A 19,251-nucleotide genomic window follows, 5' to 3' on the forward strand; every position below is an offset into this window, starting at 1 on the left:
CTATCTGTTGCTCAGGCCGCGGTCTTCGCCGCTGGCCTGAGGACCAGCCACAAGGCCGCGGCGATCAGCACCCCGCCATACAGATGGCCCATGGACAGCGGCTCGTCCAGCAACAGGGCACCCCAGAGCACGCCGAACGGCGGGATCATGAAGGTCACGGTCATGGAGCGCACCGGGCCGATGGAGCTCAGCAGGCGGAAGTACAGGACATAGGCGAAGGCAGTGCAACCCAGGCCCAGGCCCAGCAACGACAGCCAGACACTCACGCCGCCCCAGCTGGCCGGTGGCTGGCTCAGGGCGCTGTAGGCGAACAGCGGCAACAGGAACAGCGTGGCGCCGAGCATGCTGCCCAGGGCCGAGAGGCGGCTGTCCAGGCCCCCGGCCTGGTCCAGCCAGCGCCGTGCGAGGAAGCCGGCGAAGCCATAGCAGGTGGTGGCCAGCAGGCAGGACAGGGCGCCGAGCGCCAGTTCATGGTCGAAGGCCACCGGCCCGGCGCGGCTCAGGATGCCGACCCCGAGCAGCCCCAGGAACACGCCGGCGAGCTTGGCCGGAGTCAGGCGCTCATGGAAGAACAGGCCGCCGATCAGCACCCCCATCAGCGGCGTCGTGGCGTTGAAGATCGCCGAGTAACCGGCAGGCAGCACCAGGGCCGCCACCGAGTACAGGGTGGCGGGCAGCCCCGAGTTGATCACGCCCAGCAGCAGGACGGTCTTGAACTTGCCGTGGAAATTCCAGCTGACGCGCATCAGCGCCAGCATGGCCAGCAAGCCGATGGCGGCGATCGACACACGAAAGAAGGCCGTGGGCACGCTGCCCAGGACCGGGGCGATGATGCGCATGAACAGAAAGCTCGCGCCCCAGATGGCGGCTAGCGACAACAGGCGCAACAGATCGACAGGTCTCACGGAAGGTTCCTTGGATGGCAGGGCGGGAATCTTGCCCAGCGCGGGTGGGCATGGCAAACCTTATTGGTGCACGGGCCGGGCCAAGCCTGCACTCCGATTGTTGCGTTCGATTGTCGTGCCGGATTTTCCCGGGGCCGACCCCTGGCGACCGATACAGGGCGACCGATACAGGGCGAGGCGACCGTCGGGTCACAAAAATGCGCTTCTCCTCGGGCCATTGCAGTGGCTAAGCTCAGGCAATCCAAATTCCCGTAGAGGTCTTCCTATGCCGCAGTCATGGCCCGCCGCCGACATCGCTCGAATCATCCTGAGTGGCTTCGACGACTACCGCGACAACTTCCGCCGGATCGCCGATGGCGCCCGGCATCGCTTCGAACAAGCGCAATGGCAGGAAGCGCAGAGGGCCTCCACCGCGCGGATCAACCTCTACGAGGAGAAGGTCGGGGAAACCGTGGCCCGACTGCACCAGGCCTTCAGCGACGAGGTGCTGATGGACGTCAGCCAATGGCCGTTGGCCAAGAGCGCCTGCATCGGCATGATCGACCTGCGCCTGGACGATGAACTCTCCGAGACCTGGTACAACTCGATCTTCTGCGGGCTGTTCAGCCATGACCTGATCAGCGACGGCTGCATGTTCATCCATACCACCCGGCCCAGCCTGCGCCGCGCCCGGGCTGCCCAGACCCGCAGCTATACGCCTCGGGGCGAGCTGTCGAGCATGCTCAGGCAGATATTCACCGACTACCGCTTCAGCGTGGACTACGCCGACCTGTCCGGGGATATGCGGCGCCTGGAGGCGCAACTGCGCGAGAACTTGCCGGATTGGGTCTGCAAGGACCCGGAGCTGACCGTGGAGCTGTTTTCCTCGGTGCTCTACCGCAACAAGGGCGCCTACCTGGTGGGGCGCATCTATACCCACGAGGAGCAGTGGCCGCTGGTGATCCCGCTGCTGCACCGCGAAGGCCGGGGCATCCAGGTCGATGCGCTGATCACCGATGAGGCCGAGGTCTCGATCATCTTTTCCTTCACCCGTTCCTACTTCATGGTGGATGTATCGGTGCCGGTGGAGTTCATCGGGTTCCTCAAGCGCATCCTGCCGGGCAAGCACGTCGCCGAACTGTACACCTCCATCGGTTTCTACAAGCACGGCAAGTCGGAGTTCTACCGGGCGCTGATCAACCACCTGGCCAATACCGACGATCGTTTCATCATGGCGCCCGGGGTCCGCGGGATGGTCATGAGCGTGTTCACCCTGCCGGGCTTCAATACCGTGTTCAAGATCATCAAGGACCGCTTCTCGCCGTCCAAGAACGTCGACCGGGCCACGGTGATCGAGAAGTACCGGTTGGTGAAGAGCGTCGACCGGGTAGGGCGCATGGCCGATACCCAGGAGTTCGCCGACTTCCGCTTCCCCCTGTCCAAGTTCGATCCGGCCTGCCTCGAGGAGCTGCTGGAGGTGGCGCCGTCCACCGTGGTGGTGGAGGGCGATACGGTGCTGATCCGCCACTGCTGGACCGAGCGGCGCATGACCCCGCTCAACCTCTACCTGGAGCACGCCAACGAAGCCCAGGTGCGCGAGGCCCTGGAAGACTACGGCCTGGCCATCAAGCAACTGGCGGCGGCCAATATCTTCCCAGGCGACATGCTGCTGAAGAATTTCGGGGTTACTCGCCACGGCCGGGTGGTGTTCTACGACTACGATGAAATCAGCTACCTCACCGAAGTCAATTTCCGCCATATCCCGGCGCCGCGCACGCCAGAGGACGAGATGGCGTCCGAGCCCTGGTACTCCATCGGCCCCCACGATGTGTTCCCCGAGGAGTTCCCGCCGTTCCTGTTCGCCGATATCGGCCAGCGCCGCCTGTTCGACCAGTTGCACGGCGAGCTGTACAACGCCGATTACTGGAAGGGACTGCAGGACGCGATCCTCGCCGGCAAGGTGATCGATGTCTTCCCGTACCGGCGCAAGGGGCGCGACGAGGAATAACGCGGCGAAAGGCCCTCACAAGCTGCAAGCTAAAAGCGCCAAGCTGCGTTAACCTTGCGGCTTTTCGCTTGAAGCCAGTCGCTGCTTTCCCATGACCGACCAATCGCCTGCTATCGACCAACTACTGAAAAACCTCGATCAAGCCATGCTCGCCGACCGCCACCGGTTGCGTCGGCAGCTGCTCGAACTGCGCAAGAAGCCCGACGAGGCCAAGCTCGCCCAGTGGCTGGAGCGGATGCAGGCTTCGTGCAACCTGGTGACGGCGCGGCGCGACAGCGTGCCCACTATCCGCTACGACGACAGCCTGCCGATTGCCGCCAAGCGCGACGAGATCAAGGACGCGCTGCTCAAGCACCAGGTGCTGATCATCGCCGGCGAGACCGGTTCGGGCAAAACCACCCAGTTGCCCAAGATCTGCCTGGAGATCGGCCGCGGCCAGCATGGCCTGATCGGCCATACCCAGCCCCGGCGGATCGCCGCCCGCAGCGTTGCCAGCCGGGTCGCCGAAGAACTGGCCACGCCCCTGGGGGCGCTGGTGGGTTACCAGGTGCGCTTCGAAGACCAGAGCGATGCCAACACCCTGGTCAAGCTGATGACCGACGGCATCCTGCTGGCGGAAACCCAGAACGACCGTTTCCTCGAGCGCTACGACACCATCATCGTCGACGAGGCCCACGAGCGCAGCCTGAACATCGACTTCCTCCTGGGCTACCTCAAGACCCTGCTGCCACGGCGCCCTGACCTCAAGGTGATCATCACCTCGGCCACCATCGACCTGGAGCGCTTCTCCAAGCACTTCGACGATGCCCCGATCGTCGAGGTCTCCGGTCGTACCTTCCCGGTGGAAACCTGGTACCGGCCCTTGACCCTGGAGCAGGACGAGGATGGCAACCGCGTCGAGGACGACCTGACGGTGGACCAGGCGATCCTCGCCACCCTGGACGAGATCGCCGCCCATGAGCGCAGCGAGCGCCGCAGCCCCGGCGATGTGCTGGTATTCCTGCCGGGCGAGCGGGAAATCCGCGATGCCGCGGAAATGCTGCGCAAGGCCCAGCTCAAGCACACCGAGATCCTGCCCTTGTACGCGCGGCTGTCGCCGGCCGAACAGCAGCGCATCTTCCAGTCCCACCCGGGACGGCGGGTGGTGCTGGCGACCAACGTCGCCGAGACCTCGCTGACGGTGCCTGGCATTCGCTACGTGATCGACAGCGGTACTGCGCGCATCAGTCGCTACAGCTACCGGGCCAAGGTCCAGCGCCTGCCCATCGAGGCCGTTTCCCAGGCCAGCGCCAACCAGCGCAAGGGCCGTTGCGGCCGGGTCGAGCCGGGCATTTGCGTGCGCCTGTACAGCGAAGAGGATTTCCTCGGCCGGCCGGAATTCACCGATCCGGAGATCCTGCGGACCAACCTGGCGGCGGTGATCCTGCAGATGCTCCACCTGCGCCTGGGTGAAATCACCGCGTTCCCCTTCATCGAGCCGCCGGACGGCAAGGCCATCAGCGACGGCTTCAACCTGCTGCAAGAACTCTCGGCGGTGGATCGCAACAGCCAGCTGACGCCCCTGGGCCGGCAGCTGGCGCGTTTGCCGGTGGACCCGCGCATGGGCCGCATGCTGCTGGAGGCGGCGCGCCTGGGCAGTCTCCAGGAAGTGCTGATCGTCGCCAGTGCGATGTCGATCCAGGATCCGCGCGAGCGCCCACCGGAGCGCCAGCAGGCGGCGGACCAGGTCCATGCCCAGTGGAAGGACGCCGACTCGGACTTCGCCGCGCTGGTCAACCTGTGGCGTGGTTTCGAAGAACAGCGCCAGGCCCTGACGGCCAGCCCGCTGCGCAACTGGTGCCGCAAGAATTTCCTCAACTACCTGCGCCTGCGCGAGTGGCGCGACGCCCATCGCCAGTTGAGCCTGATCTGCCGTGACTTGCAGTTGAGCCTGAACAAGGAACCGGCGGACTACCAGAAACTGCACAAGGCGGTGCTGGTGGGCCTGCTGAGCCAGATCGGCCAGAAGACCGAGGATGGCGACTACCTGGGCGCCCGCCAGCGGCGCTTCTGGATCCACCCGTCCTCGGGCCTGGGCAAGAAACGCCCGCAGTGGCTGATGACCGCCGAGCTGGTGGAGACCACCAAGCTCTATGCGCGCATGGTGGCCAAGATCGAGCCGGACTGGATCGAACCCCTGGCCGGGCACCTGGTGAAGAAGAACCACTTCGAACCCCATTGGGAAAAGAAACGCGGCCAAGTGGTGGCCTACGAACAGATCACCCTGTTCGGCCTGATCGTGGTCGGCCGCCGGCCAGTGCACTACGGCCCGGTGGACCCGGTGGTATCCCGCGAGCTGTTCATCCGCGAGGCCCTGGTGCGGGGCGAGATCCAGTCCAAGGCCAAGTGCCTGACGGCCAATACCCAGTTGCTGGAGCAGCTCGATGCCCTGGAGGCCAAGGCTCGGCGCCGGGACATCCTGGCGGATGAGGAAACCCTGTTCGCTTTCTACGACGCACGCTTGCCGGCACAGATTCACCAGACCGCCACCTTCGATAGCTGGTACCGGGTCAACAGCCAGAAAGACCCGCAACTGCTGATCATGCGCGAGGAAGACGTGCTGGCCCGCGAGGCCAGCGAAGTCACCGCCAGGCAGTACCCGGACACCCTGCATATCGGCGACCTGGAGCTGGCCCTGAGTTATCACTTCGAACCCAACCATCCCCGCGATGGCGTGACCCTGCGGGTGCCGGCGCCGCTGTTGCCGGCGTTGCCTGCCGAGCGCCTGGAATGGCTGGTGCCGGGCCTGATCGAAGCCAAGTGCATCGCCCTGGTACGCAACCTGCCCAAGGCCCTGCGCAAGAACTTCGTGCCGGTGCCGGACTTCGTCAAGGCGGCCTTGCAGCGCATGGACTTTGCCGACGGCTCGCTGCCCCAGGCCCTGGGGCGCGAGTTGCTGCGCATGACCGGCGCGCGGGTCAGCGACGAAGCCTGGAGCGAATCCGCGCAGCAGGTGGAAAGCCACTTGCGGATGAACCTGGAAATCGTCGATGCCCAGGGCAAGTTCCTCGGCGAAGGCCGGGACCTGGCCGAACTCACCGCGCGCTTCGCCGAGGCCAGCCAGGCTGCCCTGGCGGTGCCGCAGACCGCCAAGAGCCAGCAGCCGGTGGAAGCCAAGGTGTTCGCCGCGGTGGCGCAGAAGACCCAGCAGAAGATCGCCGGGTTGTCGATGACGGTCTATCCGGCCCTGGTGGAAGAAGCCGGGACGGTCAAGGAAGGGCGCTTCTCCACCGCTGCCGAGGCCGAGTTCCAGCATCGCCGGGCCTTGCAGCGCTTGCTGTTGCAACAGTTGGCCGAGCCGGCCAAGTTCCTGCGCGGCAAGCTGCCGGGGCTCACCGAACTGGGCCTGTTGTACCGCGAGCTGGGGCGGATCGAGGCCCTGGTGGAAGACATCCTCCTGGCCAGCCTCGACAGCTGCATTCTCGACGGCGAGGCCAGCCTGCCCCGGGATGGCGCTGGCCTGGCTTCCCTGGCCGAACGCAAGCGTGGTGCCTGGACCGAACATGCCGAGCGCCTGGCCCGCCTGACGCTGGAGATCCTCAAGCTCTGGCACGGCCTGCAGAAGCGCTTCAAGGGCAAGATCGACCTGGCCCAGGCGGTGGCCCTCAACGATATCAAGGCCCAGCTCGGCAACCTGGTGTACCCGGGCTTCGTCCGCGAGACTCCGGCCCTGTGGTTCAAGGAGCTGCCGCGCTACCTCAAGGCGGTGGAGCTGCGGTTCGACAAGCTGGGCAGCCAGGTGCAGAAGGACCGGGTGTGGAGCACCGAGCTCGCCGGGCTCTGGGCCCAGTACCAGGCCCGGGCCCAGAAGCACGCCCAGGAAGGCAAGCGTGACCCGCAGCTGGAACTGTACCGCTGGTGGCTGGAAGAGTACCGGGTATCGCTGTTCGCCCAGCAATTGGGGACCAAGGTGCCGATCTCCGACAAGCGCCTGAACAAGCAGTGGAGCCAGGTGGAGGCTTGATCCATGCAGGCCCGGCTCCCCGGAGCCGGGCTCCGTCGATCTTGCAATTGCGGCGAAACGCCAGAGGTTATGGCAAACTTCGCCGTCATAAATGCCGGCCCCGGCAGCCTGTACTCCAGGCGACCCGGGCGAAGCGGAATAAAGCGATGCCAGGAAAGCGCTCCAGCACAGGCTGAGCAGCGGGGCGCTCCCTTTACGGTTTGGCACGAGGGTGCCAATACCTTCTGCCTCATACACACTAGAGGAACGACCGTGCATAACGTCGTCATCAGCGGCACCGGCCTGTTTACCCCGGCCAACAGCATTTCCAACGAAGAGCTGGTGGAGTCCTTCAACACCTACGTCCACCAGTTCAACAGCGACAACGCCGCCGCCATCGAGCGTGGCGAGGTGCAGGCCCTGACCGAATCCAACGCCGCCTTCATCGAAAAAGCCTCGGGCATCAAGAGCCGCTTCGTCATGGACAAGGACGGCATCCTCGATCCGCAACGCATGACTCCACGCCTGCCGGAACGCTCCAACGACGAGTGGTCGGTGCTCTGCCAGATGGCCGTGGCCGCCGCCGAGCAAGCCCTGCAACGGGCCGGTCGCACTGCCGCCGACATCGACGGGGTGATCGTCGCCTGCTCCAACCTGCAGCGCGCCTACCCGGCCATCGCCATCGAGGTCCAGGCCGCGCTGGGTATCCAGGGTTTTGGTTTCGACATGAACGTCGCCTGTTCCTCGGCCACCTTCGGCATCCAGGCCGCCTGCAACAGCGTGCAGCTGGGCCAGGCCCGGGCGATCCTGATGGTCAACCCGGAAGTCTGCACCGGGCACCTGAACTTCCGCGATCGCGACAGCCATTTCATCTTCGGCGATGCCGCCACCGCGGTGGTCATCGAGCGTGCCGACCAGGCCACCTCGGCCCACCAGTTCGAGATCGTCAGCACCAAGCTGTTGACCCAGTTCTCCAACAACATCCGCAACAACTTCGGCTTCCTCAACCGCACGGCGGAAGAAGGCATCGGGGCCCGGGACAAGCTGTTCGTCCAGGAAGGTCGCAAGGTATTCCGTGACGTCTGCCCGATGGTGGCCGAGCTGATCGCCGCCCACCTGGAAGAAAACCAGCTCAACGTCAGCGACGTGAAGCGTTTCTGGCTGCACCAGGCCAACCTCAGCATGAACCACCTGATCGTCAAGAAACTGCTGGGCCGCGAGGCTACTCTGGAAGAGGCTCCGGTGATCCTCGATACCTATGCCAACACCAGTTCGGCGGGGTCGGTGATCGCTTTCCACAAGTACCAAGACGACCTGGCCAGTGGTGCCCTGGCGGTGCTCAGCTCCTTCGGCGCGGGCTATTCCATCGGCAGCGTGCTCCTGCGCAAGCGTTGATCGGCGCGGGCCGGGTGTGGCGCGAGGCGCCTGCGAGGCGTCACACCCGGGCAACCCCGCATGATTGAACGAGGCACGAATGGCTGCTGTTGATGACACGCAACTGCTCAAGCGCCTTCTGGCGGGCGAACAGAAGGCTTTCAAGGAACTGGTCGGTACCTACCAGAGCGCCATGCGCGCGGTAGCCTACGCCATCGTCGGCAACCGGCACGCTGACGAGGTGGTGCAGGATGCCTGGCTTTCGGTGGTACGCAACCTGTCGGGCTTCCAGGGGCGTTCCAGCCTCAAGACCTGGCTGCTGACCATCACCGCCAACGCGGCCAAGGGCCGCTACAAGCAGAATCGCCGCGAAGTCCTGCTCGATGACCTGCCCGCGCCCCATGGCACGGTGGGCGACGAGCGGTTCTCCTCCAGTGACGGCCACTGGCTGGTGGCGCCCTTCGCCTGGCACGAGGACACCCCCGAAGCGCTGCTGACCGAAGCCGAGCTGCGTGATTGCCTGGAGCACACCTTGCTCAGTCTCTCCGAGCTACAAGGCAGTGTGCTGAAGCTGCGTGAGCGCGAGGGATTGGAGCTCGAGGAAATCTGTAATCTTCTGGGGATCACCCTGTCCAATGTCCGGGTACTGCTGCACCGGGCGCGGTTGAAGGTGTTCGCCACGGTGGAGCATTTTGAGGAAACCGGCCAATGCTGACCTGTAAGGAACAAGTGGCGCGCTCCAGCGATTATCTCGATGGCCAATTGAGCTTTCGCGAACGCTTGATGGTTCGCCATCACCTGCTGTTCTGCCCCAATTGCCGGCGTTTCATTCGCCAGATGCGCCTGCTGCAGGCCACCTTGCGCGTGTTGCCGGAACCACCGCTGGAAGGTCTCGACGAACTGGCCGAACGCCTGGTCGCCGAGAGTAAACGCGAGCGCTGAGCGTCATGAAGCCGCGGATGTCGCCAGGCATCCGCCGCGATGTTTTTCTGCCTGTTCCTGCCAGGGAATCACGTTCGTGATTCCCCCTCCCGTCGTGCTCGCTGCGCGGTGGTCCGCACAAAAATAACCATTTCGTCATCTTCGGTATTGTCCCTGAAAACAGTCGCAAACCGCTCTAGGACGGGCCTTTCGCCTTATTTCTTTTCGAAGTAAAAAAGTTCCTCTGTAATCAAATCTTTATTTTCCAGCAACCTGGCTGAAATCCTCGAACCCCAAGATTCCCCCCGACACCAGCGGCCCAGTCCGCGTGTTTTCCAACGCTACAGACCACCAATTAGGGGAACTCTTCGATGATCCGTAAGCACTTCGCCGGTTTTGCCGCCAGCGCCCTGGCCCTGGCAGTGACCGCCCAGGCTTTCGCTGGCACCGTCACCACCGACGGCGCCGATATCGTAGTCAAGACCAAGGGCGGCCTTGAGGTTGCTACCACCGATTCCGCCTTCAGCTTCAAGCTGGGCGGTCGCCTGCAAGCCGACTATGGCCGTTTCGACGGGTTCTATACCAAGAATGGGAATACCGGTGACGGCGCCTACTTCCGCCGCGCCTATCTGGAATTGGGCGGTACCGCCTACAAGGATTGGAAATACCAGATCAACTACGACTTCTCCCACAACTCGGGTTCTTCCGATGATGGTTACTTCGACGAAGCGACCATTTCCTATGTGGGCTTCAAGCCGGTGACCATCCGCGCCGGTCGTTTCGACCAGGACTTCGGCCTGGAGAAAGCCACCAGTTCCAAGTGGATCACCGCCATGGAGCGTAACGCCGCCTACGAGCTGGCCGACTGGGTCAACTCCCACGAGAACGGCATGGGCCTGCAGGTCAGTTCCGTGGTGGCCGACATGGCCTACCTGTCCGGTAGCGTGTCCGCCAAGGACATCAACGACAGCGACGGCGATAGCGTCAAGCAGTTCAACGCCCGTGCGGTGTTCGCCCCGATGCACGAAACCGGCAACGTCCTGCACTTCGGCCTGGACTTCGCCAGCCGCGATCTTGGTGACACCGCCTTCGACTCACGGATTCGCCCACGCCTCGGCGCGCGTGGTATCGCCACCAACGGCGGCAACGATGCCGGTGCCAACGGCAACCGCGCTACCTTCGGCGGCGGTGCCGGCCTCAACGCTTCGAACCTGACCGCTGCTGGCGCCTACGACAACGACCGGGTGTTCGGCGGTGAATTCGCCTTCGCCAGCGGTCCGTTCTCGGCCCAGGCCGAATACCTGACTCGCAAGATGAAGGCCGACAGCGCCTCCTACAAGGACGTCAAGGCCACCGGCTTCTACGGCCAACTGGCCTACACCCTGACCGGCGAGTCCCGCGTGTACAAGCTCGATGGCGCCAAGTTCGACACCATCAAGCCCGAGAACAAGCAGTACGGTGCCTGGGAAGTGTTCTACCGCTACGACAACATCAAGGTCGATGACAAGAACATCGTGACCTCCACCGCGACCCGCGAAGTGGGCGATGCCAAGGCCAACATGAACACCATCGGCGTCAACTGGTATGCCAACGAGGCGATCAAGGTTTCCGCGAACTACATCAAGGTCAACACCGACAAGATCACCAACAGCGTTGGCGACGACAGCGGCGATGCCCTGGTAGCCCGCGTGCAGTACGTGTTCTAAGGCTGTCGCAACAAAGTCGAGCTCTTTCTCATCCGTTATAGCTCCTCTCGTTTTGACCCCGCCCTGGCGGGGTTTTTTTTGCCTGTCGGCCAGGCTCAGGGACAGTTGGTTTCATGCAGGTAGAGCCACTGCGCCGAGTCGCCCTGGATGCGGATCAACGCCAGGGACAGGCGCGCTGTCGCCACTTGATCCAGGCGATGGGTCTCCTTGTAGCGAATCGCCGCGCACTGGCCTTCCTGCCATACGCAGCGCAGGTCGCTGACCTCGATCTGCAAGCCTTGGCGGGCGCCCAGGGCGCCGCGAAACAGCTGCTCGACCTGCTCGCGATCGGCCATGGTTCCGGCGGTGGTGACCATCTGGAAGTCCTCGGCCAGCAGTTCCATGACCTGTTCGATCGGTGCCGCGCTGTCGCCCTGGGAGTGAGTGAAGACGCCATGGATCAACTGGTGGATCTGGTGAACGCTGTGCAGTGCCTGTTTAACGATCGACTGGTGCATGAAGGACCTTCTTCGGTGGGGTGAGCTTGCCGAGCAGCGGCAGGATGAGCAGGCCGGCCAGGGCGGCCAGCAGCAGGCTCAGGTGAAAGGCGCTGGTGGCCGGGACATGCCCGAGCAACAGGTTGTAGAGCATCAGCAACCAGGCGGCGCCGAGGCTGAAGGCCATCTGCCGGTTGATGTTCCAGATCACGCTGGCCTGGTGTGTATCGCTGCCGCTGAAGTCCAGCAGGGCGGTGGTCTGCGCGGTATTGGCGCCGGCGCCGCCGCCCAGGCCCATGAGCAGGTAGGCACCGATGAGCAATGGCAGGTCGCGGCTCGAGTCGACCCAGCACAAGGTGGCGATACCGGCGCTGTGTAGCACCAGGGCGATGGCGAACAGCCGGGCGGCGCCGAGCTTGTTGTAGAAGCGCCCGCAGGCCAGCATCGCCAACAGCGCGCCGGCGGCGTACAGCAGCATGAACATCCCGCTGTGCCGGGCGCTCAGGTGCAGGTTGTCCTGGAGAAAGAACAGGCTCAACAGGTTGACCCCGGTGAAGATCCCGGGAATGGCGTGGTAGATCGCCACCGACAGGCCGAGGCGGACATTGCCCAGCAGGCGCAGGTCGACGATGGGCTGTGGATTGCGCCGGCAATGCCAGCGGTATGCCTGGGCGAACGCCAGGCCGCCGGCCAGGCAGGCCAGGGCCTGCTGGGTCGGATATCCGCTGCCGTACAGCGACATGCCCAGGAGCAGTCCGGCCAGGGCGCAGCTGACCAGCAACAGGCCGCGCAGATCCGGGCGCCTGGCCACCTGGCGGTCTTCATTGGCGATCCAGCTCCAGGCCAGCAGCGTGGTCAGTAGCGACAGGGGCAGGCTGGCGAAGAACACCCAGCGCCAGGAGCCCAGGTCGACGATGGTTCCGCCCAGGGTCGGCGACAGCGCCGGCGCCAGCAGCGCCACCGCCATCACCAGGGTCGAGATCCGCGCCCGCTGCGAGCCCTGGAACAGGTTGAAGGTCAGGGCCTGCCCGAGGGGGATCAACAGGCCGCCGGCCATGCCCTGGAGCAAGCGCCAGGCCACCAGCGGCAGGAAGCCTTCGGCCAGCCCGCAGAACAGCCCGGCGAGACTGAACAGCAGCATCGAGGCGGCGATGACCTGGCGGTTGCCCAGGCGTGCCGCCAGCCAGGGGCTGATGGGGATTACCAGGGTCAGGCCGAGGATGTAGGCGTTGGCCACCCAGGCCACGCTGGCGCTGGAAACCTGCAACTGGGTGGCGATGCTGGGCAGCGCCACCGCCGACATGAAGATGTTCACGCAATCGATGAAGAAGCCGAGGAGGAATACCACCGCCACTTTATATCTGTAGGTCATGCCGCCTCCCGTTTTGCCCGCAGCTTAGGGAGCCTGGGCCGAGCCTGTCGAGGCGCCTATACTTGATTCATTGTTCTAGGAAATTTGACAGTGAACGAGAACCTGCACGGCCAGTTGCACCGGATCCAGACCTTTCTCGCGGTGGTGGACTTTGCCTCCTACACCCGTGCCGCGGATTACCTGGGAATCAGCAAGGCCATGGCCAGCTTGCATATCAAGACCCTGGAGCAAGTGCTGGCGACGCCCTTGCTGACCCGGACCACGCGGCATATCGCCCTCACGGAGACCGGCCAGGATCTCTACGATGAATTCAAGGGAATTGTCGCCAATATCGATACGGCCTTCGACAACGTGCTGCATGGGCGCAACCGGGTGTCGGGCAAGCTGCGCATCAGCTCCACCGCCGAATACGCCCAGGCCTTCATCCTGCCGCTGCTGCCGCTGTTCACCGCGCGTTATCCCGAGGTGCGCCTGAGTTATCACTTCAACTCGTCGTTGAACGACCTGGTGGCGGAGAAGCTCGACCTGGTGATCCGCCTTGGGCACCTGGTCGACTCGGGGTTCAAGGGCCGCCAATTGGCGGACTACGGCATTGTCCTGGTGGCCAGCCCGGGGTTGCAGGAGAGCCTCGCCGTGAGCCGACCCGAGGAGTTGGCGAACTGCCCCTGGATCGGCAACAGCAACCTGGGCGGGCCGCCGGGCTGGACCTTCAGCCACCCGCGCCGGGGCGAGGTGCAGGTGCGGGTCACGCCCGGGCACGAGTCGAACTCGGCGTCGGCGATCCGCGCCATGGCCCTGGGCGGGATGGGCCTGGCGGTGTTGCCGGAGTGGCTGGTCCTGGGCGACCTGGGCGAGGGACGGCTGGTACGGGTGCTGCCCGACTACAGCCTGGCCCGGCAGCCGGTCCATGTGCTGTTTCCCAACAGCCCGCACTTGCCGCGCAAGTCCCGGGTGTTCATCGACTTCCTGGCCGAGCACCTGGGCCCTGCCTGAGTGTCTCGGCGCGGCCGTCGATGGGGGGATATACTCGGCGGGTCGTTCGAGCTGACTCCCGGGGAACCTGATGCCGCTGCAATCCTTGAACAGCCTTTCCGCCGTCGATCCCGTGCAATGGGATGGACTGCTCAAGGATGGGCAACCCTTCGTCCGCCACGCCTTTCTCAGTGCCCTGGAAGACAGCGGCAGCCTCGGGCCACGTTCCGGCTGGCAAGCCGAACACCTGCTGCATGTGGAAGATGGCCGGCTGCTGGCGGCGCTGCCCAGCTATCGCAAGTGGCACTCCTACGGTGAATACGTGTTCGACCATGGTTGGGCCGAGGCCTGCGAGCGAGCGGGCATCGACTACTACCCCAAGTTGCTCAGCGCGGTGCCATTCAGTCCGGTGAGCGGTGCGCGGGTGCTGGCGGCGACCCAGGCCGACGCGCTGGAGCTGCTCAAGAGCTTGCCCGGCTACCTGGAGATCGAGGGGCTATCCAGTGCCCATGTCAATTTCACCGACGACTTCAGCGACCAGGCCCTGGAGCGCCAGGCGGACTGGATGCTGCGCCTGGGCTGCCAGTTCCACTGGCACAATCGCGGCTATCGGGATTTCCAGGACTTCCTCGATACCCTGAGTTCGCGCAAGCGCAAGCAAATGCGCAAGGAGCGCGAGCAGGTGGTGGGGCAGGGCATGGACTTCCAGTGGCTGGAGGGGGCCGAACTCAGTGAGGCGCAGTGGGACTTCGTCTATGCCTGCTACGCCAACACCTATGCGGTGCGCCGCCAGTCACCCTACCTGACCCGCGACTTCTTCAGCCTGCTGGCCGAACGCATGCCCGAGGCGATCCGCGTGGTCCTGGCCTGCCAGGGCGGGCGGCCGGTGGCCATGGCTTTCAGCCTGATCGGGGGCGGCAGTTTCTATGGGCGCTACTGGGGCTGCCTGGCGGAGTTCGACCGCCTGCATTTCGAGACGTGCTTCTACCAGGGCATGGACTATGCGATCGCCCATGGGCTGCAGCGCTTCGACGCCGGAGCCCAGGGCGAGCACAAGCTGATTCGCGGTTTCGAGCCGGTGCTCACCCGCTCCTGGCATTACCTGCGCCATCCCGGGTTGAAGACTGCGGTGCAGGATTTCCTCCAGCGTGAGCGGGCCGGCGTCCAGGCCTATGCCGAACAGGCCAGGGACGCCTTGCCCTACCGCCAGGCCTGAGCCTCAGCGGTCTTCCTGGCCCAGCCAGCGGTAGACCAGGCCACCGACCACCGCGCCGAGGATCGGCGCCAGCCAGAACAACCACAATTGCTGCAGCGCCCAGCCGCCGACGATCAAGGCCGGGCCGGTGCTGCGAGCCGGGTTGACCGAGGTGTTGGTCACCGGGATCGAGATCAGGTGGATCAGGGTCAGCGCCAGGCCGATGGCGATGGGCGCAAGCCCCGCCGGGGCGCGTTTGTCGGTGGCGCCGAGGATGATCACCACGAACATGCCGGTCATCACCAGTTCGCAGACCAAACCCGCAGCCAGCGAATAGCCGCCGGGCGAGTGCTCGCCATAACCATTGGCGGCCAGCCCCGAGGCCAGCTCGAAGCCGGGCTTGCCACTGGCGATGAAGTACAGCAACGCCGCGGCGATCACTGCGCCGATCACCTGGGCCACCACGTACGCCGGCAGTTCCCTGGCCGGGAAGCGTCCACCCACCACCAGGCCCACGGATACCGCGGGGTTGAGGTGGCAACCGGAGATATGGCCGATGGCGAAGGCCATGGTCAGGACGGTCAGGCCGAAGGCCAGGGCGACCCCCAGCAGGCCGATGCCGACATTGGGAAAGGCCGCCGCGAGTACGGCGCTGCCGCAACCGCCCAACACCAGCCAGAAGGTACCGAGCATTTCAGTCATGGAACGCTTGAACAACGACATGGGAGAGTCCTTGATAGGTCGACCTATCAACGCGCTACAGCTGTTATGCATCCAGCAGATTAACTACAGGTTTCGCTCCGCAACCTAGGCTCAGTACAGCAGGCTTTGGCGGCAATTCCACCCGCCCATGAAAAACGCCAGGCCCCGTGGGCTGGGGCTCTGGCGTCTTTTCGGGGTGTTGTGCAGACCCTGTAGCCGCTGCTGGGCCTGCGAAGCTGCGCCAGGGCCCGCAGGGCCTTCCAATGATGGCGCCGGCTACCCGATCTTGCGGCCGCCGCGCGCCCGTACGCAGCCTGCGGCAGCGGCTACACCAACCACCTGTAGCCGCTGCTGAGCGCTCAGTCGATGCCGACGAAGCCGCCGGTCTGGTGTTGCCACAGCCGCGCATACAGGCCGCCGTGGGCCAGCAGTTCGGCATGGGTGCCGGTTTCGGCGATGCGGCCCTGTTCCAGCACTACCAGGCGGTCCATGCGGGCAATGGTGGAGAGCCGGTGGGCAATGGCGATCACGGTCTTGCCCTGCATCAGGGTCTCCAGGCTTTCCTGGATCGCCGCTTCGACTTCCGAGTCCAGGGCCGAGGTGGCTTCGTCCATGATCAGGATCGGCGCGTCCTTGAGCAGCACCCGGGCGATGGCGATGCGCTGGCGCTGGCCGCCGGACAGCTTGACCCCGCGCTCACCCACGTGGGCGTCGAAGCCGGTGCGGCCCTGGGCGTCGGACAACAGCGGGATGAACTCGTCGGCCCGGGCCTTGTGCACGGCTTCCCAGAGTTCCTCGTCAGTGGCGTCGGGACGTCCGTAGAGCAGGTTGTCACGGATCGAGCGGTGCAGCAGCGAGGTGTCCTGGGTGATCATGCCGATACGCTCGCGCAGGCTTTCCTGGGTCACCCCGGCGATGTCCTGGCCGTCGATCAGGATCTGCCCGCCCTGCAGGTCGTAGAGGCGCAGCAGCAGGTTGACCAGGGTCGACTTGCCCGCCCCGGAGGGGCCGATCAGGCCGATCTTTTCCCCGGGACGGATGTGCAGGTTGAGATCGCTGATGACCTTGTTGGCCTTGCCGTAGTGGAACTCGACATGCTCGAAGTTCACCCCGCCTCGGGTCACTTCGAGCTTGGGTGCCTGTTCGCGGTCGGTCAGTTGCAGCGGCTGGGCGATGGTCTGCAGGCCGTCCTGGACCATGCCGATGTTCTCGAAGATGCCGTTGATCACCCACATGATCCAGCCGGACATGTTGACGATACGGATCACCAGGCCGGTGGCCAGGGCGATGGCCCCGGCGCTGATCAGCGACTGGCTCCACAACCACAGGGCCAGGCCCGTGGTGCCGGCGATCAACAGGCCGTTGAGGGTGGTGATGGTGACGTCCATGGAGGTCACCACGCGACCGGCCAACTGGCTCTTCTCGGTCTGTTCGGCGATGGCCTCGCGGGCGTAGCTCTGCTCGAAATGGGTATGGGCGAACAGCTTCAGGGTGGCGATGTTGGTGTAGCCGTCGACGATTCGTCCCATGAGCTTGGAGCGGGCGTCGGAGGCATCCACCGAGCGTTTCTGGATGCGCGGCACGAAGAACCGCATGGCGCCGATGAAACCGACGATCCACAGCAGCAGCGGGATCATCAGGCGCCAGTCGGCATCGGCGAACAGCACCAGGGCGCCGACCGCGTAGATGGTCACGTGCCACAGGGCGTCGATCACCTGCACCGAGGAGTCCTGCAGCGAGTAGCCGGTCTGCATGATGCGCTGGGCGATGCGCCCGGCGAAGTCGTTCTGGAAGAAGTTCAGGCTCTGGCGCAGCACGTAGCTGTGGTTCTGCCAGCGGATCAGGCTGGTCATGCCCGGGGTGATGGTCTGGTGCATCAGCAGGTCGTGCAGGCCCACCATCAGCGGACGCAGCAACAGCGCCACCACTGCCATCCAGGCCAGTTCCAGGCCATGGTCGCTGAAGACCTGGACGCTGGGCGTGCCCTGGGCCAGGTCGATGATGGTGCTCAGGTAGCTGAACAGCGACACCTCGATCAGGGCCACGAACAGGCCCACCACCAGCAGGGCGACGAAGCTCGGCCAGACTTGCTTGATGTAGTGGAAATAGAAGGGCAGGACCCGGTTGGGCGGGGCGGTCGCGGGGGTGTCGCGGAAGATATCGATCAGTTGTTCGAAACGACGATAGAGCATGGGGTCTGCAGCCCGTTGTACGGGCTCTCCTGTGCTATAGCGGACGGGGCGCCGGGTAGGGCGCCGCCGTCGGGGACAGGCTGCGTGATCAGTCGATGCGCTTGGCCGACTTGATCAGTACCGGGTCGACCGGGACGTTCTGCATGCCTTGCTTGGTGGTGGTCTGGGAGTTGACGATCTGGTCCACGACTTCCATGCCGTTCACCACCTTGCCGAATACCGCGTAGCCGGCATCGCGGCCCGGATCGAGGAAGGCGTTGTCGGCGACGTTGATGAAGAACTGGCTGGTGGCCGAGTTGGGGTTCGAAGTCCGGGCCATGGCCAGGGTGCCGCGCACGTTGTGCAGGCCGTTGGAGGCTTCGTTCTTGATCGGGTCACGGGTGTCCTTCTGCACCATCTGCGCGGTGAAGCCACCGCCCTGGACCATGAAGCCGGGGATCACCCGGTGGAAGATGGTGTTGGAGTAGAAGCCGCTGTCGACGTAGTCGAGGAAGTTCTTGCTGGAGACCGGCGCCTTGACCGGATCCAGTTCGATCTCGATCTTGCCGAAGCTCGTGTCCAGCATGACGTGGGGTGCCTTGGCCGGTTGCGCTGCCATCAGGTTGGCGGCGAAGAGTACGGAACCGGCGACGAGGGCGATTTTTTTCAGCATGGGTCAGTGATCCTGGGTGGTGGTGTCGACTGTATTGATGAAGTGCAGCAGGGTCTGGTTGAAGCGCTGCGGTTGGTCAAGCGGTGTGGCGTGCCGGGAGTCCTCGATCACCACCAGCTGCGCGTGCGGCAGCAGTTTGACGTAAGCCTCCTTGAGCGCCACCGGGGTGTAGTCGTGGTCGGCGCTGACGACCAGGGTTGGACAGGTGATACGGCCCAGGCGTTCCTGGACTCCCCAGCCGACGATGGCGTCGAAGCTGGCGAGATAAGCACGTTTGTCGTTTCTTGCCCAGCGTTCGGCCATCTTCTGCCGCAACTCGGCTTGCTCGGGCTTGGGAAACAGTCGCTGGCCCAGGGCCTTGCCGATGGCCGCCATGCTCAGCAGCCGGGACATGCTCCAGCGCTTGAACCACTGCCAATAGTCGTCGGCCGAGCGCAGCTTGACCTCGGGCGCGCTGTTGACGATGCACAGGCTCTTGAACAGGTGCGGCTGGTCCACTGCCAGCTGGAAGCCGATCATGCCGCCCATGGACAGCCCGACATAGTGCACCGGCCCCAGGCCCAGGTGTTCGACCAGGGCCATGAGGTCGGCGGCAAATCCAGGGATGCTGTAGCGCTCCCGGGGCTTGTCGGAGCGGCCATGGCCGCGTACGTCCGGGATGATCAGGCGATAGCGGGTCGCCAGTTCCGGGACCTGCTTTTCCCAGTCCTGGGCGCTGGAACCCAGGCCGTGGACCAGCAGCAGGGGCTCGCCCCGGCCGTATTCTTCGTAGTGCAGGGTGCAACCTTCATGCTCGAAATACGCCATGGCAGAAC

General features: G+C 64.6%; 15 protein-coding genes. 8 read left to right on the forward strand and 7 right to left on the reverse strand.

Annotation, left to right across the window (positions count from 1 at the left end; translation table 11 throughout):
* Positions 1-11: 11 nt before the first annotated feature.
* The gene (locus tag GDH07_RS06040) at positions 12-905 is read right to left on the reverse strand and encodes a DMT family transporter (RefSeq protein WP_031321123.1); all 894 of its coding nucleotides are present in this window, start codon (positions 903-905) and stop codon (positions 12-14) included.
* 265 nt (positions 906-1,170) lie between these two features.
* On the opposite strand from GDH07_RS06040, the gene aceK reads away from it, so the two are divergent.
* The 6 genes from aceK (at position 1,171) to GDH07_RS06070 (ending at position 10,875) form a co-directional block, all read left to right on the forward strand.
* Positions 1,171-2,892, forward strand: a complete 1,722-nt coding sequence (aceK, locus tag GDH07_RS06045) for a bifunctional isocitrate dehydrogenase kinase/phosphatase (RefSeq protein WP_053135220.1) — start codon at positions 1,171-1,173, stop codon at positions 2,890-2,892.
* 91 nt (positions 2,893-2,983) lie between these two features.
* The gene (hrpA, locus tag GDH07_RS06050; protein WP_152896916.1) at positions 2,984-6,895 is read left to right on the forward strand and encodes an ATP-dependent RNA helicase HrpA; all 3,912 of its coding nucleotides are present in this window, start codon (positions 2,984-2,986) and stop codon (positions 6,893-6,895) included.
* Between the two features lie 252 nt (positions 6,896-7,147).
* Positions 7,148-8,269, forward strand: a complete 1,122-nt coding sequence (locus tag GDH07_RS06055; RefSeq protein ID WP_022642935.1) for a beta-ketoacyl-ACP synthase III — start codon at positions 7,148-7,150, stop codon at positions 8,267-8,269.
* A 79-nt stretch (positions 8,270-8,348) separates the two neighbouring features.
* On the forward strand, positions 8,349-8,963 hold the full coding sequence (locus tag GDH07_RS06060; RefSeq protein ID WP_022642936.1) for an RNA polymerase sigma factor: 615 nt from the start codon (positions 8,349-8,351) through the stop codon (positions 8,961-8,963).
* Positions 8,957-9,190 (forward strand): anti-sigma factor family protein, encoded by a 234-nt coding sequence (locus GDH07_RS06065; protein WP_152896917.1) that lies wholly within the window; start codon positions 8,957-8,959, stop codon positions 9,188-9,190. Before GDH07_RS06060 ends, GDH07_RS06065 begins: the two co-directional genes overlap by 7 nt.
* A 350-nt stretch (positions 9,191-9,540) precedes the next feature.
* The gene (locus GDH07_RS06070) at positions 9,541-10,875 is read left to right on the forward strand and encodes an OprO/OprP family phosphate-selective porin (RefSeq protein ID WP_152896918.1); all 1,335 of its coding nucleotides are present in this window, start codon (positions 9,541-9,543) and stop codon (positions 10,873-10,875) included.
* Between the two features lie 95 nt (positions 10,876-10,970).
* On the opposite strand, the gene GDH07_RS06075 is transcribed toward GDH07_RS06070, so the two are convergent.
* Together GDH07_RS06075 and GDH07_RS06080 are read right to left on the reverse strand one after the other, a co-directional pair.
* Complete coding sequence (locus GDH07_RS06075) at positions 10,971-11,372, reverse strand: nuclear transport factor 2 family protein (RefSeq protein WP_152896919.1); 402 nt, start codon at positions 11,370-11,372, stop codon at positions 10,971-10,973.
* On the reverse strand, positions 11,353-12,723 hold the full coding sequence (locus tag GDH07_RS06080) for an MFS transporter (protein ID WP_152896920.1): 1,371 nt from the start codon (positions 12,721-12,723) through the stop codon (positions 11,353-11,355). Before GDH07_RS06080 ends, GDH07_RS06075 begins: the two co-directional genes overlap by 20 nt.
* An 84-nt stretch (positions 12,724-12,807) precedes the next feature.
* Between GDH07_RS06080 and GDH07_RS06085 the strand changes: the two genes are divergently transcribed.
* Both GDH07_RS06085 and GDH07_RS06090 read left to right on the forward strand, forming a co-directional pair.
* The gene (locus GDH07_RS06085) at positions 12,808-13,716 is read left to right on the forward strand and encodes a LysR family transcriptional regulator (RefSeq protein ID WP_083456953.1); all 909 of its coding nucleotides are present in this window, start codon (positions 12,808-12,810) and stop codon (positions 13,714-13,716) included.
* Positions 13,717-13,786: 70 nt separating this feature from the next.
* Positions 13,787-14,911: a GNAT family N-acetyltransferase gene (locus GDH07_RS06090; protein ID WP_152896921.1), complete on the forward strand. Its 1,125-nt coding sequence runs from the start codon at positions 13,787-13,789 to the stop codon at positions 14,909-14,911.
* 3 nt (positions 14,912-14,914) lie between these two features.
* Here GDH07_RS06090 and aqpZ read toward each other — a convergent pair whose 3' ends face one another.
* The 4 genes from aqpZ to GDH07_RS06110 form a co-directional block, all read right to left on the reverse strand.
* Positions 14,915-15,613 (reverse strand): aquaporin Z, encoded by a 699-nt coding sequence (aqpZ, locus tag GDH07_RS06095; protein ID WP_152896922.1) that lies wholly within the window; start codon positions 15,611-15,613, stop codon positions 14,915-14,917.
* A gap of 338 nt (positions 15,614-15,951) precedes the next feature.
* The gene (locus GDH07_RS06100; RefSeq protein ID WP_022642944.1) at positions 15,952-17,784 is read right to left on the reverse strand and encodes an ABC transporter ATP-binding protein; all 1,833 of its coding nucleotides are present in this window, start codon (positions 17,782-17,784) and stop codon (positions 15,952-15,954) included.
* Positions 17,785-17,872: 88 nt separating this feature from the next.
* Positions 17,873-18,436, reverse strand: coding sequence for a peptidylprolyl isomerase (locus tag GDH07_RS06105; protein WP_022642945.1), 564 nt, complete (start codon positions 18,434-18,436; stop codon positions 17,873-17,875).
* A gap of 3 nt (positions 18,437-18,439) precedes the next feature.
* Positions 18,440-19,243: an alpha/beta fold hydrolase gene (locus GDH07_RS06110; protein WP_022642946.1), complete on the reverse strand. Its 804-nt coding sequence runs from the start codon at positions 19,241-19,243 to the stop codon at positions 18,440-18,442.
* Between the last annotated feature and the right edge of the window lie 8 nt (positions 19,244-19,251).

Origin of the sequence: Pseudomonas piscis (assembly GCF_009380155.1) — a bacterium.
Lineage (GTDB): Bacteria > Pseudomonadota > Gammaproteobacteria > Pseudomonadales > Pseudomonadaceae > Aquipseudomonas > Aquipseudomonas piscis.